Source organism: Polynucleobacter sp. MWH-UH35A (assembly GCF_018687075.1).
Classification (GTDB): domain Bacteria; phylum Pseudomonadota; class Gammaproteobacteria; order Burkholderiales; family Burkholderiaceae; genus Polynucleobacter.
The window spans coordinates 1,760,931-1,778,045 of record NZ_CP061285.1; the positions used below are offsets into that span (position 1 = coordinate 1,760,931).

The 17,115-nt window shown below is 46.1% G+C and carries 15 protein-coding genes; 11 read left to right on the top strand and 4 right to left on the bottom strand.

The window, feature by feature from the left end; all coding sequences use genetic code 11:
- Window positions 1–6: 6 nt before the first annotated feature.
- Genes glyS through ICV36_RS09155 form a run of 3 tightly spaced genes read left to right on the top strand, consistent with a single transcriptional unit; the run spans window position 7 to window position 3,456 of the window.
- The gene (gene glyS / locus ICV36_RS09145; protein WP_215400381.1) at window positions 7–2,145 is read left to right on the top strand and encodes a glycine--tRNA ligase subunit beta; all 2,139 of its coding nucleotides are present in this window, start codon (window positions 7–9) and stop codon (window positions 2,143–2,145) included.
- Window positions 2,142–2,714 carry a D-glycero-beta-D-manno-heptose 1,7-bisphosphate 7-phosphatase gene (gmhB, locus tag ICV36_RS09150; protein WP_215400382.1) on the top strand — a complete coding sequence of 191 codons (573 nt, stop codon included), beginning with the start codon at window positions 2,142–2,144 and terminating at the stop codon, window positions 2,712–2,714. The genes glyS and gmhB overlap by 4 nt, the downstream gene beginning before the upstream one ends.
- 7 nt (window positions 2,715–2,721) lie before the next feature.
- Window positions 2,722–3,456 carry a 1-acyl-sn-glycerol-3-phosphate acyltransferase gene (locus ICV36_RS09155; protein WP_215400383.1) on the top strand — a complete coding sequence of 245 codons (735 nt, stop codon included), beginning with the start codon at window positions 2,722–2,724 and terminating at the stop codon, window positions 3,454–3,456.
- Between the two features lie 5 nt (window positions 3,457–3,461).
- Here the strand turns inward: ICV36_RS09155 and rsmA are convergent, their stop codons facing one another.
- The 4 genes from rsmA to ICV36_RS09175 are packed head-to-tail and all read right to left on the bottom strand — an operon-like array spanning window position 3,462 to window position 9,197.
- The gene (gene rsmA / locus ICV36_RS09160; RefSeq protein ID WP_215400384.1) at window positions 3,462–4,238 is read right to left on the bottom strand and encodes a 16S rRNA (adenine(1518)-N(6)/adenine(1519)-N(6))-dimethyltransferase RsmA; all 777 of its coding nucleotides are present in this window, start codon (window positions 4,236–4,238) and stop codon (window positions 3,462–3,464) included.
- A 3-nt stretch (window positions 4,239–4,241) separates the two neighbouring features.
- Window positions 4,242–5,246: a 4-hydroxythreonine-4-phosphate dehydrogenase PdxA gene (gene pdxA, locus ICV36_RS09165; RefSeq protein ID WP_215400385.1), complete on the bottom strand. Its 1,005-nt coding sequence runs from the start codon at window positions 5,244–5,246 to the stop codon at window positions 4,242–4,244.
- The gene (locus ICV36_RS09170; RefSeq protein ID WP_215400386.1) at window positions 5,221–6,675 is read right to left on the bottom strand and encodes a peptidylprolyl isomerase; all 1,455 of its coding nucleotides are present in this window, start codon (window positions 6,673–6,675) and stop codon (window positions 5,221–5,223) included. Before ICV36_RS09170 ends, pdxA begins: the two co-directional genes overlap by 26 nt.
- A complete protein-coding gene (locus tag ICV36_RS09175; RefSeq protein WP_215400387.1) occupies window positions 6,675–9,197 on the bottom strand; it encodes an LPS-assembly protein LptD in 2,523 nt (840 codons plus the stop codon). The genes ICV36_RS09170 and ICV36_RS09175 overlap by 1 nt, the downstream gene beginning before the upstream one ends.
- Window positions 9,198–9,230: 33 nt before the next feature.
- Here ICV36_RS09175 and ICV36_RS09180 point away from each other — a divergent pair, with 33 nt between their 5' ends.
- The 8 genes from ICV36_RS09180 to ruvC all read left to right on the top strand — a co-directional run bounded on the left by ICV36_RS09180 (window position 9,231) and on the right by ruvC (window position 17,113).
- Window positions 9,231–10,232, top strand: a complete 1,002-nt coding sequence (locus tag ICV36_RS09180) for an aminoglycoside phosphotransferase family protein (protein ID WP_215400388.1) — start codon at window positions 9,231–9,233, stop codon at window positions 10,230–10,232.
- Window positions 10,233–10,244: 12 nt separating this feature from the next.
- Entirely contained in the window at window positions 10,245–10,961 is a 717-nt protein-coding gene (gene murU / locus ICV36_RS09185; RefSeq protein WP_215401623.1) for an N-acetylmuramate alpha-1-phosphate uridylyltransferase MurU, read from the top strand.
- The gene (locus ICV36_RS09190; protein ID WP_215400389.1) at window positions 10,954–12,321 is read left to right on the top strand and encodes an aminopeptidase P N-terminal domain-containing protein; all 1,368 of its coding nucleotides are present in this window, start codon (window positions 10,954–10,956) and stop codon (window positions 12,319–12,321) included. The genes murU and ICV36_RS09190 overlap by 8 nt, the downstream gene beginning before the upstream one ends.
- A gap of 16 nt (window positions 12,322–12,337) precedes the next feature.
- Window positions 12,338–13,495, top strand: coding sequence for an FAD-dependent monooxygenase (locus ICV36_RS09195; RefSeq protein WP_215400390.1), 1,158 nt, complete (start codon window positions 12,338–12,340; stop codon window positions 13,493–13,495).
- Between the two features lie 129 nt (window positions 13,496–13,624).
- Entirely contained in the window at window positions 13,625–14,641 is a 1,017-nt protein-coding gene (gene dusB, locus ICV36_RS09200; RefSeq protein WP_371743199.1) for a tRNA dihydrouridine synthase DusB, read from the top strand.
- 51 nt (window positions 14,642–14,692) lie between these two features.
- Window positions 14,693–14,932, top strand: coding sequence for a helix-turn-helix domain-containing protein (locus ICV36_RS09205; RefSeq protein WP_128112754.1), 240 nt, complete (start codon window positions 14,693–14,695; stop codon window positions 14,930–14,932).
- Window positions 14,933–14,984: 52 nt separating this feature from the next.
- Complete coding sequence (gene purH / locus ICV36_RS09210; protein WP_215400392.1) at window positions 14,985–16,565, top strand: bifunctional phosphoribosylaminoimidazolecarboxamide formyltransferase/IMP cyclohydrolase; 1,581 nt, start codon at window positions 14,985–14,987, stop codon at window positions 16,563–16,565.
- Between the two features lie 26 nt (window positions 16,566–16,591).
- Window positions 16,592–17,113: a crossover junction endodeoxyribonuclease RuvC gene (gene ruvC / locus ICV36_RS09215; protein ID WP_215400393.1), complete on the top strand. Its 522-nt coding sequence runs from the start codon at window positions 16,592–16,594 to the stop codon at window positions 17,111–17,113.
- Window positions 17,114–17,115 lie beyond the last annotated feature (2 nt).

Genomic DNA, 17,115 nt, shown 5'->3' on the forward strand with positions numbered 1-17,115 from the left:
CCATTTATGAGCACATCTAATTCAAAACCCCAATCAGCAACTTTATTGATTGAGGTCTTTACTGAAGAACTGCCTCCCAAATCATTGCGTCGCTTAGGCGATGCATTTAGCGAAGGCATCTTTACTGCACTCAAATCATCAGGTCTTACAGCCGAATCATCTATCGCAACTGGCTTTGCTACACCGCGCCGCTTGGCAGTTCAAGTGACCGATGTTCTTGATTTAGCGCCAGACTTTCCTGTGCGCGAAAAATTACTTCCAACTAGCATTGCATTTGATGCAGGAGGCAAGGCAACTCCACCCTTGCTTAAAAAGTTAAGCTCCTTAGGGTATGCCGATGTTGATCTTGCTACCCTAGAAAAAGCAGGTGAGGGTAAAAATGAAGCGCTGTATCTCAATGTCATCGCCAAAGGTGCGGCCCTTGAGCAAACAGCACAAAGCGCCCTTGAGCAAACGCTGAGCAAACTGCCGATAGCAAAAATGATGCACTATCAAGTGCTGCAAAAAAATGGTGAATTAGCAGATGTGCAATTTGCTCGCCCCGCTCACCGCATCGTTGCTCTTCATGGCAACAAGACCTTAAATATCAGCGCCTTGGGTATTGATGCGGCCAATCAAACTGAGGGGCATCGCTTCCTGGCACCAGGTAACGTTACAGTGAGCAGTGCCGATCAATACGATACAGACCTGCAATCCAAGGCAAAGATTATTGCGAGCTTTAATCAACGTCGCGCAAAAATTGAAGCTGCTTTGTTAAAAGCGGCTGGTGATGACCTAGTGTTGATGCCGGACAGTCTTTTAGATGAAGTCACAGCCCTCGTTGAGTGGCCTGCTATCTACGAGTGTCATTTTGATCAAGAGTTCTTAGAAGTACCGCAAGAATGTTTGATTCTGACAATGCAGACTAATCAAAAATACTTTGCTTTAACGGATAAGCAGGGCAAATTACGCAATCGCTTCTTAATTGTTTCTAATATTGAAACTAGCAACCCAAATGCCATCATCTCCGGCAATGAACGTGTTGTACGTCCACGCTTATCTGACGCTCGCTTCTTTTTCCAACAAGATCAAAAGCGTCCATTAGCATCCCGTGTAGCAGACCTTGGTAAGGTGGTCTATCACAATCAGCTAGGCAATCAGCTTGATCGCACCAAGCGTGTTCAGGGTCTCGCTGTTGGCATTGCCAAGAAATTAGGTGCAGATGAAAAATTAGCCTCACGTGCTGCAGAGATCGCTAAAACAGACCTATTGACCGATATGGTTGGGGAGTTCCCAGAGCTTCAAGGAATCATGGGTCGCTATTACGCTACACATGATGGCGAAAATGCAGACGTTGCTAGTGCATGCAGTGAACACTATATGCCACGCTTTGCAGGCGATGAGCTGCCACAAACGCTAACCGGCACGATCTTAGCCATTGCTGACAAACTAGAAACTCTGGTTGGCATTTGGGGTGTAGGACTTGCGCCAACTGGTGACAAAGATCCCTACGCATTACGTCGCCATGCCCTAGGTATTTGCCGCTTACTCTTAGAAAAAAATCTCTCGCTGAACTTACCTGAATTAATAGAGTTAGCGCGTGCGCAGTTTCCGCAACCAGATGTTCAAGAAAAGGCAAAAACTGCTGATATCTACGCTTTCATCATCGATCGCCTACGCGCCTATTTGCGTGATCAATCGGTTGCCGGAAAAGCCTTTACCAGTGCTGAGATTGATGCCGTCTTAAGCCAAGACCCAGCCCAAATTAATGATTTAATTGAACGCTTAACTGCATTGCGCGAATTTAATGCTCTTGCAGAAGCTGCACAATTGGCGGCTGCTAATAAGCGTATTAGCAATATTCTAAAGAAAACGACTACCGCTATACCCGCCGCATGTTCAGCGAAATTACTGCAAATTCCAGCAGAGGATTCACTCTATCAAGCCCTAGAAACGATCACACCCACCCTTAATGCAGCCTATGAGAAACGTCAATTTGTAGAGCTGTTAAGAGCACTTGTCGCCTTAAGTGGACCAATTGATCAATTCTTTGCGGATGTCATGGTGATGGACCCCAATCCTGAGCTACGCGACAACCGCTTAGCCCTCCTGCAACAACTTCACCAGAAAATGAATCTCGTTGCCGATCTCGGCAAATTAGCATGAGCACTAGCTCCACTAAATTAATCATTCTGGATCGCGATGGCGTGATCAATGAAGACAGCGATAGTTATGTGAAGTCGGTAGATGAGTGGATTCCTTTACCAGGCAGCCTAGAGGCTATTGCCCTATTGAATCAAGCGGGCTATCAAATTGCTATTGCCACCAATCAATCTGGTCTCTCTAGAGGCTATTTCACAATTAATGATCTGCATGCAATGCATAGCAAGATGGATGCTTTGCTCAAGCCTTTAGGTGGTCGCATCGATAGCATCTTCTTTTGCCCCCACCAAGACTCACATCAATGTGATTGCCGCAAACCTGCACCAGGCATGATGAAAGAAATTGCTTTGCGCTACAAAAAGGTAGATAGCAATAAGCCACTAACAGGCGTCCCGATCGTGGGCGACTCTTTGCGTGACCTTGAGGCTGGAGTAAGCTTAGGTGCTACACCTCATTTAGTCCTCACTGGCAAAGGAGAAAAAACGCTTGCTAAAGGTCAACTCCCAGAGGGAACACAAATTCATGCCGATCTTTTGGCGTTTGCAAATGCTCTTTTAGAGAATAAGGTTTAAACCAATCATGAAATTGATTCGCTCCATTCTCTTTGCTTTATTTTTGGTGGTATTCACACCCATCTGGTCGGTACTATGCATGATCGCCTTCCCATTTTTGAGTCCAGAGAACCGCTACACTTTTATTGGGCTCTGGAACAAAATTGTTATTGCTTTACTAAAACCACTGTGCGGAATTCATTATGAAATCCGTGGCATGGAAAACATGCAAGCGGTTCTGAATGAGCGCGTCATCATCCTCAGCAAGCATCAATCCGCTTACGAAACCATTGCTTATATTGCATTGCTTCCCAAACAACTGTGCTTTGTTTTTAAACGTGAACTACTCTGGATTCCATTCTTTGGTTGGGCCTTAGCTTTACTGAAGATGATTCACATCAATCGCTCTAATAAGCAGACTGCAGCCCATTCCGTTGCCACTCAAGGTCGCAAACGCTTGAGCGAAGGCAAATGGATCATGCTCTTTCCAGAAGGCACTAGAACCCCTACTGGCTCAAATAAACCCTATCGCAAGGGTGGCGCACGTTTGGCGAGTGCAACGGATGCCTTGGTCATTCCGATTGCTCATAATGCTGGTCGCTGCTGGCCAAAGAATAGTTTTATTAAAGAACCGGGCACAGTCATTTTCTCAATTGGACCTGCGATTAGCTCAACGAATAAGTCGGCTGAAGAGTTACAACGAGAAGTAGAAGGTTGGATTGAAGCTGAAATGCGCGTGATTGATCCCAGCGCTTATCAATAAATTATTTATAAGGCGAGAACTTTAGCCCACTCAATATAGCGATCAACAGAAATATCCTGAGCCCTTGCCTTCAGCTCTATTTCCGTTAAATTCAATTTTTCAGCAAACGCACTCAAGTTAGTACGCAACATTTTTCTTCTCTGAGAAAACGCTGCAGCAACCACCTTCTCCAAAGAGTTCCATTGCATATCTGTTAATGCAAAATCTCCTCTTGGAATCATTCGCACGACAGCTGAATTCACTTTTGGTTGTGGATCAAAGGCTTCCGGCGGAACTTCTAGTACCAGCTCCATGTCATAGCGAGCCTGAAGCATCACCGATAATCTGCTGAAGTCAGAGCTACCCGCCTTTGCCACCATTCGCTCCACAACTTCAGCTTGCAGCATAAATACCTGTTCATCAATATGGCTGGCAGCCGACACCAAATGAAACAGCAGTGGCGAGGAGATGTTGTATGGCAGATTGCCCACCACTTTGCATAAGCCTTGCTTGGCAGCGCGGTTCTGCGCCCATGCCAAGAAATCAAATTTCAGGGCATCGCCTTCGATTACGTTGAGACCCTTAAGATTTTTCTCGTTCCAAAAAGCCACTAGATCACGATCGATCTCCAGAAGATCTAGTTGATCAAGGTTGCTGAGCAATGGAAGCGTTAATGCACCGAGACCTGGTCCAATCTCAAGGATGTGCATATCTGCACTAGGATTAATTAGCGCAACAATTGAATAAATAATGCCATTGTCTTGTAGAAAATTTTGGCCAAACCGTTTGCGAGCACGATGCATAGCTTAGTGTTGTTTTCTTTTATTTTTAGCTAATTGATAGGCCAAACGCAAAGCCTCTAACATGCTGCCAGCATCAGCAACCCCTTTGCCTGCAATATCCAAGGCTGTCCCATGATCAACCGACGTCCGAATGATCGGCAAACCTAGAGTGACATTCACTCCTTTGCCAAAAGCTACAAACTTAAATGGCGCCAAACCTTGGTCGTGATACATCGCAATGAACGCATCTACCTGTGCAACAGATTCGGAGTCAAACATCGTGTCACCAGGATAAGGTCCGGAAACATGGATTCCCATGTTCCGTGCCGCATCAATTGCGGGTGAAATGATTTCAATTTCTTCGCGCCCTAAGTAGCCAGACTCTCCAGCATGTGGGTTTAAACCAGCTACTCGAATCAGAGGATTATCAATTCCAAATTTTTTCTGCAAATCCTGGTTAACGATTTGAATGATTTCCAATATCTGATCAAAGCCCAATGCTTGCGGAACCTGCTTTAGTGGAAGATGGGTTGTTGCTAGTGCCACCCTCAAATCTCTCGGCGCCGTGAGACCCAAAAAACCACTTGGCAATGGCGCACACAACATCATTACCACCCGAGAAACATTGCAGCGCTGGGCAAGGTACTCTGTATGCCCTGTAAATGGCATACCAGCGTCATTTATGATGCTTTTCTGAAGTGGCGCAGTCACCATAGCATCAAACTGCCCTTGCAAACATCCATCAATTGCGTAATCCAGTAAATGAACCACATACTGAGCATTACCTGAATTAAGTGTTCCGAGTGTTACAGGAGATCCAAGTGCAATTGAGTGAATCTTTAAACGAGCAGAGAGTTCTGGGCTAAGATTGGGCAATCTCAGCAATTGATCGTTGCCTAATAATGTAATTTGAGCATCAGTATGCTCACGCAAAAACTCTAGCGATGCGGCTAGAGAAACTTCTGGGCCGATACCGGCAGGTTCGCCCGTGCTTACAACGAGATTAACGAGGTGCGGCGCTTGCTGCATCGTCCACGTTCAGAATTTTTACAGTTGCATTATCACGAAGCTCGCGCATCCATTCTTGATAGGCTTGTTCAAACTTTCTCTCGCGGATAGCTGCACGCGCAAACTGACGTTGCTTTTCAACAGTAAGCTGGCCTTCGCGGCGATCAAGCACCTGGATCAAATGCCAGCCAAATTCTGATTTCACTGGATTGCTAACCTCACCAATTTGCAAGCGATTCATGGCCTGCTCGAATTCAGGAACCAAATCGCCAGGGCTCATCCAACCCAGTTCGCCACCATTGGCAGCCGAACCATCTTCAGAATATTTTTTAGCTAGGTCAGCAAAGTCAGCAGTCTTAGCACGAACCTGATCACGATATCCCTGCAGACGCCTTTCGGCATCCTGATCGGTTAATCCTGGACGACTTCTTAGCAAAATATGACGAGATAAAGTTTGGGTAATCGGAATATTTTGTGGGGTAGGTGAGCCTGCATCTGGTGCAGACGCTTGCTGTGAGGGTGGGCTAGCGCCAGCTGCACGGCGATCTAAAACCTTCAACACATGGTAGCCAGCGGGGCTTTTCACAACCGCATTTGCAACTTGGCCGCCGCCAGTATTACGAATGGCCTCATAAAATATTTGCGGCAAACGATCCGGAGTGCGGTAGCCCAATTCTTGAAACTTAATCTTTGGATTTTCTTTAGCAGCCATTGCACCAAGCTGCAAGAAATCAACATCTCCACGTGCATCGCGCAATAAGGCATCAGCCTTCTTTTTGGCATCCGCTTGCGCACCTGCACCTGCGCCAACATCGACCGGAATAAATATTTGCGCTACATCAATCTCTTCCAATTCTCCCTTAGCTGCAGGAGCAGATCGTGGCGCCCCGCCTGAGGTCATGGCTCGGGTGCGTTCAGCAATGAAATTATCGATTTCAGCATCGGATATTTTGAGCTTGCCTTCAACCTCGCGCTCGCGATAGCGAGTCACAACAATATCATCTCGCAACATTTCTTTGTAGCGCTCAAATGTGCTTCCAGAAGCAATCACTTTAGCTTTGAATTCTGCATAACTTAACTTGTTCTTAGCAGCAATATCGCCAATAATTTTCTCTAACTCTTTATTGGTGACCTTTATTCCTTCTTGCTCGGCATTTTGCAGTTGAATTTTTTCTAAGATCAACCGATCTAAAATGACTTTTCGTAGCGACCCATCTTCAGGCAACTTCACGCCTTGCTTTTTTAATGCAGCGATTCGGTCATCAATCTCTTTGCGTGTTACAAAACCGGTGTTGACCACTGCTGCAACACCATCAATATTACGAATCTTGTTTTCTGTAGCGGCATTTGTCTTTGCCGAATCTTGAGCAAATGCGGTATTCGCAAAGAATCCACAGCCAAGAAACATGGCCAAGACACTAATTTGTTTAAAACGATTCACACAAAGCATTATTGATAGTTCTCGTATATTGAAGGTGGTATAGGCTTAGAGGTTGGCATATATCCAGGAACATTTAGTTTCATGATATCAACTGGATTGCTTCCTGCGCTAGCAAAGCCCCTAAATTCGACCTGGAAGAGCACCTGGGTGGTGGTTATTTGTGAAGTATTTAAGACTTGAGAGTAAGCCCCGCGGAAGGTCCAGCAGTCCCTACTCCACTCTAAGGCCACTAAGGTGTTCAGGGTCTTGGTGGTCAAGGCATCGTAGCCCCAGCGACCTAGAACAGAAACCTCTCTGGTAATTGGCCATTGACCTGAAATATTGTATTGGTCAGTAGTGGTAGATGAAGGTACAAATGTTTGATTATTTTGCACCGATGCTTGTACGGGGGGTGACCAAACATTCCGATAGCCAAAATTTAAACTTCTGCCTTGCGTTGGACGCCAACTACCACCAACAGTGGTTTGAACAAAGCGATTAAGTTGAGTGTTGTATTGACCAAATACATCCGCACTGAAATTTCCAAGCAAGCGAACCGAACCAGAACCCAAGGTATCCGAATAAGTAGTTGGATTCACAATCGTGCCATTTAAACCAACTCGCTGTCCGGTGAACTGCTGCTTTTGGGCAAGAGTGACGTTAGCGCGCTCTGCTCCAGTATTGGCTTCGATCATGCGGCTCGTTAAACCCAGTGTGGCAGCGTTGTTATCTGCAATACGGTCATTACCAATAAAGGTATTTTCACTAAAGATTTGTGAAACACCAAAGCCAGCGTCTGCGGTATCAAATAAAGGGGTCTGTGCCTGACTCTGAAATGGTGTGTAGACATAAAAAGCGCGTGGCTCCATAGTCAACAACATATCGCGCCCAAAGAAACCTTTCAACTCTGAGGCATCCCTTTCGAAGGCCAACCCAGAATCCAGGCTAAACGTTGGGATAGTAAAACCTTGAGCGACTGGTGCACCACCTGTAGTAAATGGAGTGGCGTTATACATGTTTGATTGAAAGCTCAATTTTGGCGTGATGTAATAACCTGGCGTCACTTGCGGCAAAGCCATAGCGCCTTTAACTACCGTTCTATCCGCTTGACTGTATACACCAGGAGCTGTAGCTGCTAAATTTCCACCAATGTTATAGGCGAATCGAGTGTAGTCCGCCGAAAAAGTGGTTGCAGGGCCAGTTGGCAAAGTTACATACTTACCGCTTGTATCTGCTACCGCTGGTGTCAGGCGATTGTTATAGGCAGCAGAAATATTTGGCATGACGTTGTATGGCGCCTGAACTGTGACGGTGGGATCCGGCTGCAAAGTCTGAAACGTTAACGCTCTTGCGGATACCACCCAATTACTCAAGCTTCCTGTCAAACCTTTGGAGGTTCCAACCTCTTGGCGAAACTGACTGGTTACTGATCCAGCAATACTCTGTGAGAAATCGGTTGGGTATAAGTTGTCAGAGACGCGGGACATATTCGCATAGCCAGACCAGGAGCCTGGCATTGGAATGCCACCAGGCCCGACACCGCCACTAAATACCTGTCTTTGCTGCCAGTCATATTTCCAACGACTGGTACCCGTTTTCTTATCGTACGACATGTATTCGCCCATCGCAGTTCCAGAATATTGAGTATCCAAGAAACGATATTGAGCACCAAGCATTGCACCACGATGATTCATATAGCGAGGCAATAAAAGAAGATCACGGTTAGGAGCAATATTGACGTAGTAAGGCTGAGTAATATCAAGGCCATTATTTGAGTTATAGCCAGCAACTGGAGCAAGCAAGCCTGTGCGACGCTGTCCACCCGTAGGTGCTGTGAAATACGGAACATAAGCAATTGGCACATCAAAGAAACGCATCACACCATGCGTGCCAACCATTTCTTTTTGTTCATTATCAATTTCTAAAGTGCTAGCCGTAAAATACCAATCCATGTTTTGCGGTGTACATGTTGTGTAAGTCGCTTTATCAAACACAAATACATCCGCATTTTGAATCGTTAATTTATTTGCAGTTCCGTTACCACCGTTATCGCGCAATTCATATGCCGCCGTATCCATAGAACCTTCTCGTGCATCAACTTTGAAAGTTCCCTTAGGCCCCTTAAAGGTAATGTTCCCTTTTGAAAGTTCGGCATTCCCTAATAAATCAGCAACATCAGTGTCGGGATTGTATGTAATCTCATCAGCTTTAATCACTCCGCCATTACGGCGAATTTGAGCACGCCCCTTTAGATGCATATCGCGATTAACTACCCCATCAATTGAATCGCTTGAGGTAAAAGTGAGAGCCTCTCCATCACCAATAGGCTTGCCAACCCGAAGTTGATCATCCAACTTTAAAACGGTGACATTTCCGCGATCTGGCAATAAAACGCTATTCGCATTCGACTGCGCATTTGCAGGCAAAGGGGCGGGTGCTTGAGCACGTCCGCAGAGGGCAAATTGAAGCAATGCCACCCCCATCATCACGCGCAGGGTTACATGCAAAAAAAGAGAAGCGCAAAGGCCAGCGCGACGGCGATAATGACTCATAGATCCAGACCCGCCTTATTATACGAATCGACCATGACTGACTCACGCTTAAACACCCTCCGCAACTGGCTAAAAGCCCTAGAAGCTAGCTGGCAATTAGATCTTGACACTTTGGTGCCAGCCTCCGCTGATGCCAGCTTTCGGCGCTATTTTCGAATTGCGTCAAAAATGCCCAATTTTGGGACTTTGATTGTTATGGATGCCCCGCCCCAACATGAGCCTTTGGATACCTTTATTAAGGTTGATTTATTGCTCTCAGAGGCAGGTTTAAATGTGCCAAAAATCCTCGAGCAAAATCTTGCTGAAGGCTTCTTGCTATTGAACGATTTAGGAACAAAGACCTATCTAGCCGAACTGAATAATGAAACTGCTGATCATCTTTACAAAGATGCGACTCATGCATTAGTTCAAATGCAACAGGCAAGTAAGCCTAATGTTTTACCAAATTATGACGAAGCACTCTTACAGCGTGAGCTAGATTTATTTCCGGAATGGTATTTAAAGAAACATCTCCACATTGAGCTCAATGAACAACAAACAGAACAATTAAAAAAATCGTTTGCACTCATTATTGAGAATAATTTGGCACAAGCTAAAGTCTATGTTCATCGCGATTACCATTCGCGAAATTTAATGTTGACTGAAAAAAATAATCCTGGAGTAATCGACTTCCAGGATGCGGTATACGGACCCATCACCTATGATGCTGCTTCATTGTGGCGCGATGCTTATATTGCATGGCCAGAAGAACGGGTGATTGACTGGGTAATCAAGTTTTGGGAGGAAGGACGTAAGGCTGGATTGCCTATGCCAGATGATTTTGGACAGTTCTATCGTGATTTTGAATGGATGGGATTGCAGCGCCATCTTAAGGTTCTTGGCATCTTCTCCAGACTCTTTCATCGTGATGGCAAAGATGGTTACCTTAAAGATATTCCTTTGGTGCTTGAATACGCAATTGCCTGTGCGAATCGATACATCGAACTAAAGCCTTTGGCCCGAATTCTGGAATCTACTCGTTCCAATAAAGAATAGTCACCTACCATGATGAGTAAGCGCAATCCCATTCCCTGCTTTTTACTTGCTGCTGGTAGAGGTGAGCGCATGCGTCCACTCACAGATACGCTACCTAAACCACTGCTCAGCATTCAGAATAAATCGTTGCTGGCATGGCATCTAGAGGCTCTAGCAAAAGCAAATATTCAAGAGGTTGTGATTAACCATGCCTGGTTAGGGGAGAAGATTGAAACAGCCCTAGGCAACGGCAAACAATTTGGTCTCAATATCCAATACTCCGCAGAAGTCAGCGCTCTAGAAACGGCTGGCGGAATCTGCAAAGCGCTACCTCTTATTGCGCCGGAAAACTATTTCCTGGTAATCAATGGAGATGTCTTTAGTCCAAACCTGCCTATTGCCCAGATACTGAAAACTGCAGCCAAAATGCAAATGGATGCGAATAAACCATTGGCTCACTTATTGATGGTCCCAAATCCCGTTCAACACCCCGAAGGTGATTTTTACCTCCAAGGCTCCACGGTCACAAGCACTGGCTCTGCTGACGCTAAAAAACTCACTTTTTCAGGAATTGGGATTTATCACAAAGACCTCTTTAAAGACTTAGAATTTGGAGCGCCTGCGAAGCTTGCACCATTACTAAGGACAGCAATGGAGCAAAATAAAGTGTCTGGTGAAAAATATCTCGGTCCATGGCACGATGTAGGTACACCACAACGCTTACAAGAGCTCAACGCAGCGTATGAATAAAACGAATATTTATCAGGTTCGTAGAAACAAATTAGCAGAACAAATCTTTGCCAAGACGGGCGGGGGTATTGCTGTCATCTCAACTGCCCCTGAGCTTGCTCGTAACCGCGATAGCGAATTTCCTTATCGTCATGACAGCGACTTTTATTACTTAACAGGTTTTGATGAGCCAGGCGCTACGCTAGTGATGCACATTGAATCCAGTGGGAAAGGCTTCCAACTTCAATCTCACTTATTTTGCAGACCTAAGGATCCTGAACGTGAAATCTGGGATGGCGTCCGTTTGGGGCCCGAAGCAGCGCCAAAAGTGCTGGGAATTGAATATGCTCATAGCAACCATGAGTTAGATCGAAAGTTAGCTGATTTATTGGCTGATCAAGATGCCGTCTACGTCCGCCTTGCCGAAAGTGCAGAAGCAGATAGGCGCTTGCGTCATTGGATGAAACAAGTGCGAGGTCAAGCGCGCTCAGGGGTAAACCCACCTTCAGAATTTCATGATGTTGAGGCACTCATTCATGAAATGCGCTTATTTAAAGACCCTCATGAAATCGACATCATGCGTCGTGCAGCAGCCATCTCTGCTCGCGCCCATATTCGCGCAATGCAAATTTGCAAACCTGGCATGCGTGAATATCAACTTGAAGCTGAATTGCTGCATGAGTTCCGCAATAGCGGATCGCAGAGCGTGGCATACAACAGCATTGTTGCTGGCGGCGCAAATTCTTGCATCCTTCACTATCGTGCAGGCTCAACCGAGTTACGTAGCGGCGAACTTTGTTTGATTGATGCTGGCTGCGAATTAGATGGCTATGCATCCGATATCACGCGCACCTTTCCAGTCAATGGCCAATTTACCGGCCCGCAACGCGCTCTATATGAAATCACTTTAGCAGCACAGGAAGCTGCAATTGCCATGACAAAACCCGGCAATACTTTTATGCAACCCCATGAGGCAGCATTGACAGTGCTTACCCAAGGCTTGCTCGATGAAAAACTACTCAAACTTTCAGAATTGGGTTCTCTAGATAACGCCATTGAAACTGGCGCTTATCGTCGCTTCTATATGCACCGCACCTCACATTGGCTAGGCATGGATGTGCATGATGTAGGTTCATATCGCGAAGTTAGCCAAAATTCATCTTGCGCAGATAAGCCATGGCGTATCTTGAAAAGCGGCATGGTTATTACTGTTGAGCCCGGGCTCTATATCAGACCCGCAGATGATATTGATGAAACATTTTGGAATATCGGCATTCGCATTGAGGATGACGCTGTACTCAATGATTCTGGATGTGAATTGATTTCTCGTGGCGTGCCCGTCAAAGCCGATGAGATTGAAGCGCTCATGAAAAACGCTTAAGAGCGCTCATCTAGAAATGACTTCATCTAATTGCGATATTTTGATTCAAGGCGGCGGTCCTGTTGGGCTTGCTTGTGCAGCCTGGATCTTGCAAAAATTTCCTGAGGCAAACATCACATTGCTTGATCGCAATTCTGTCAACGATGATGACTTAGCTCAAGCAGATAGCCGCGGAATTGCCCTCTCACACGGCAGCAAACTGTTGCTTGATACGATTCACGCATGGCCAAAAGAATCTGCTCCGATACATCGTGTGCATGTTTCACAAGCAGGGCGCTTTGGCCGAGCACTAATGACGCGCGAAGAACTCAATCAAGACGCCCTTGGGCACATTATTCGCTATCGTGATATCCATCTCACTCTTCGCAAAGCTTTACGCGCTCTACAAACAAAAAGTCCAAACTTTACTTGGGAGCAGATTCAGAACGACGCCGAAGAAAGTCAGATCCATGCGAAATGCATTGTGCATGCTGAAGGTGGTTTATTTAAAAAACAGGATTGGGTTGAGTCAGGACGCGACTATGGTCAGTCAGCATTAGTGGGATTGGTTGAGGTAGAAAAGGCAGAGCCCCACCAAGCATGGGAACGCTTTACAGCCGAGGGTCCTTTAGCGGTTTTACCAAGCCACTATGGCGCCAATGTATTAAATCTAGTTTGGTGCGGCTCGCCAGAATCGTCACAGCATCGTTTACAGCTGGCAGATGCAGAGTTCTTGCATGAATTACAAAATGAATTTGGTTCACGCATTGGAAGGTTTCAAAAAATTCAAGATCGTCGTCTATACGAGCTTGGCTTGAACTATCGCAAAGAAATTACTAAAGACAATGAAGTTTGGATCGGTAATGCAGCCCAAACGTTGCACCCAGTCGCAGGCCAAGGTTTAAATCTGGGATTACGAGATGCATTTTTGTTAGCAGAAAAACTGGTTGGCGTATTTTCCGGGCCGCGAGAAAACCAATCTCCAACGGATGTGCAAAATGCACTTCAGGAATATGCTCAAAGTCGTAAAGCTGATAGAGCAACCACAATTGGACTGACGGACTTCATGGCTCGGATATTCACCTCCAATCTAGCCCCAATTGTGATGGCCCGCGGATTGGCTTTATCGGCCCTCCAGTGGCTTCCACCAGTTAAAACAGCCTTAGCACGCCAGATGATGTTTGGCAGGCGCTAAGGGGTCTTAATCGCCCTCCAGATACGAACATTCTCCATTTGATCTGTAGCAAGTAATCTGCCTAAAAAATAGGCAAATCTGGGGTCATCTGTGCTAAAGTGTCATGCTTTCCGCCCAAGCCCCTTTTTGATGAATATTGGCCCTCACCTCCTCGCAAATAGACTATTTGTGGCCCCTATGGCAGGGGTCACGGATCGCCCATTTAGGCAGCTTTGCAAGAAATTAGGCGCCGGATATGCCGTTTCTGAAATGGTGGCCTCCAATGCCCTGCTTTGGAAAAGCGAAAAGACCCAACGTCGGGCCAACCATGTTGGTGAATTCAAACCGATTGCAGTTCAAATTGCCGGGGCTGATCCCGCAATGATGGCAACTGCAGCAAAAATCAACGTAGATCATGGCGCACAGATTATTGACATCAACATGGGTTGTCCTGCCAAAAAAGTTTGCAACGTTGCTGCAGGCTCAGCTTTATTGCGCGACGAACCATTAGTACAGCAAATTCTCGAAGCAGTTGTAAATGCTGTTGGCACTGGGCCGAATGCAATACCTGTTACTTTAAAAATTCGGACTGGCTGGGATCGTGAGCATAAGAATGCGATCGAGATTGCACGTCTTGCAGAGCAATCTGGCATCTCCATGCTCACTGTTCATGGTCGCACAAGAGCAGATTTGTATCACGGTGAAGCCGAATATGAAACGATCACCGCAGTCAAAAGTAGTGTGGCTATTCCCGTGGTTGCCAACGGCGATATCAATAGTCCAGAAAAGGCTGAGCAAGTTTTAAAGACCACCGGCGCTGATGCCATCATGATTGGCAGAGCTGCCCAAGGTCGCCCTTGGATCTTTCGTGAAATTCACCACTATCTTGAAACTGGTGGCAAGCTGCCAACCCCAGAGATCAATGAGATTCAGGCCATCATGAATGCCCATCTCTTAGATCACTATGAGTTTTATGGGGAGCACATCGGCCTTCGTACCGCCCGTAAACATATCGGCTGGTACTGCAAGGGTTTACGTGACTCGCATGCTTTCCGTCAGCGCATGAATACTGCCGACGACTGCAAGACCCAACTTCAAATGGTCAATGATTATTTTGACGAAATGAAATCCCATTCTGACCGCTTGTTATTTTTAGAGGCGGCGTAGTTCTGATCCTATTTTGATTTCTTATTTTTAGTTTTGTATTGATAGATTGTTATGACCAATAAGCACCCGATTACCGAATGTATTGAAACCCAGTTGCAAGGCTATCTAAATGACCTCAAGGGAACAGCGCCGACCGATATCTATCAAATGGTATTGGCCGTTGTGGAAAAACCAATGTTGGAACTCGTGATGCAGCATGCAAAACACAATCAATCCTTGGCCGCCCAATACCTTGGCATCAATCGCAATACTCTTCACAAGAAACTCGTTGAGCATCAACTTCTGAAATAAATTTCAACATTCAAGCCATCTCCTTTTTATTTAATTACACCCTCCGAAAACTATGATCCGTACAGCTCTACTTTCCGTCTCCGATAAAAATGGCATCGTGCCTTTTGCAAAATCCCTCCACGAACAAGGCGTAAAGCTGATTTCTACTGGTGGCACCGCAAAACTCTTGGCTGAGAATAATTTGCCTGTGGTTGAGGTCTCCTCCTTAACCAAATTCCCAGAAATGCTTGATGGTCGTGTAAAAACCCTCCATCCCATGGTTCATGGTGGCTTATTAGCTCGTAGAGACTTTCCAGAGCATATGGCAGCACTAAAAGAGCATGGCATCGACACCATCGATATGCTCGTCATCAACCTATACCCATTTAATGAAACTGTTGCCAAGGAAAGCTGCTCCTTTGAAGATGCGGTAGAAAATATTGATATTGGCGGTCCTGCGATGTTGCGTGCTGCTGCAAAAAACCATCAAGACGTTACCGTTTTAATTTCACCAGAAGATTACGCTCCAGTATTGGCAGAAATGAAAGCTAACAAGAATATTGTTTCTTATAAGACAAATTTAGCTTTAGCCAAAAAAGTATTTGCGCATACCGCTCAGTATGACGGCGCAATTGCAAACTATCTTTCCGCTTTAGGTGACGACCTAGATCACAAAGCACGTTCTGCTTATCCCGAAACTTTGCACCTTGCTTTTGAAAAAGTACAAGAGATGCGTTACGGCGAGAACCCACATCAATCTGCGGCGTTCTACAAAGATATTTACCCTGTTGATGGCGCTCTTGCAAATTACAAACAGTTACAGGGTAAAGAGCTTTCCTACAACAATATTGCGGATGCTGACTCTGCCTGGGAATGCGTGAAGAGCTTTACTGGCAATGCCGGTGGCGCTGCAGCTTGCGTCATCATCAAGCACGCTAATCCTTGTGGTGTGGCTGTTGGAGCAAGTGCTCTTGAGGCCTATCAAAAAGCATTCAAAACGGATCCTAGCTCAGCTTTTGGCGGCATTATTGCTTTTAACGTTCCTTGCGATGGTGCAGCGGCAGAAGCGATCTCCAAGCAATTCGTAGAAGTATTAATTGCCCCTAGCTTTAGCGATGAAGCTAAAGCAATCTTTGCTGCCAAGCAAAATGTGCGCCTCTTAGAGATTCCATTGGGCACGTCATTTAATACGTTTGATTTCAAACGCGTTGGTGGTGGCTTGCTAGTGCAATCGCCTGATGCCAAAAACGTTCTCGAAAATGAAATGCGTGTTGTTAGCAAACGTTTGCCGACTCCAAGCGAAATGCATGACATGATGTTTGCATGGCGTGTTGCTAAGTTTGTGAAATCCAATGCTATTGTGTATTGCGCCAATGGCATGACTCTGGGCATTGGCGCAGGCCAAATGAGCCGTGTGGATTCTGCACGCATGGCCAGCATTAAAGCTGAAAATGCTGGCTTAAGCCTCAAAGGCTCAGCAGTAGCAAGTGACGCCTTCTTCCCATTCCGTGATGGTTTGGATGTGGTCGTCAATGGTGGCGCTAGCTGTGCGATTCAGCCGGGCGGCAGCATGCGGGATGATGAAATCATTGCAGCCGCAAATGAACATGGTATTGCCATGATCTTTACTGGCACCCGTCACTTCCGTCACTAAGCAAACGGGAAGCAATCAACAAACTTATGCGCTGGATAGGAATCGACCCAGGATTACGGACAACTGGTTTTGGCGTCATCGATGTCGATGGCCAAAAACTGACTTACGTAGCCTCGGGGACGATTGAGAGTGGTAATCCAGCCAAGGGCTTGCCTGAGCGCCTAGGAGCGCTCTATGCTGGCCTTAAAGAAGTTTTAGAGACATACCAACCTGAATCTGCTGCGATTGAAGAGGTTTTCTTAAACGTCAATCCGCGCTCGACACTCATGCTTGGGCAAGCAAGGGGTGCCGTGATCGCGGCCCTTGTTTCTGAAAAACTCCCAGTAGCAGAGTACAGCGCCCTGCGGGTGAAGCAAGCCATCGTTGGCACAGGACGCGCTGCTAAGCCACAGATACAAGAAATGGTGAAACGTCTTTTAAGACTAAATCGCGCTCCTGGGACGGATGCTTCTGATGCATTAGGTGTTGCTATCTGCGCCGCCCATCATGCGCAAATACCAAAAGCCATCACCGCTGCTGCATCACCCTCTAAGAAGCGCAGCAAGTAAAA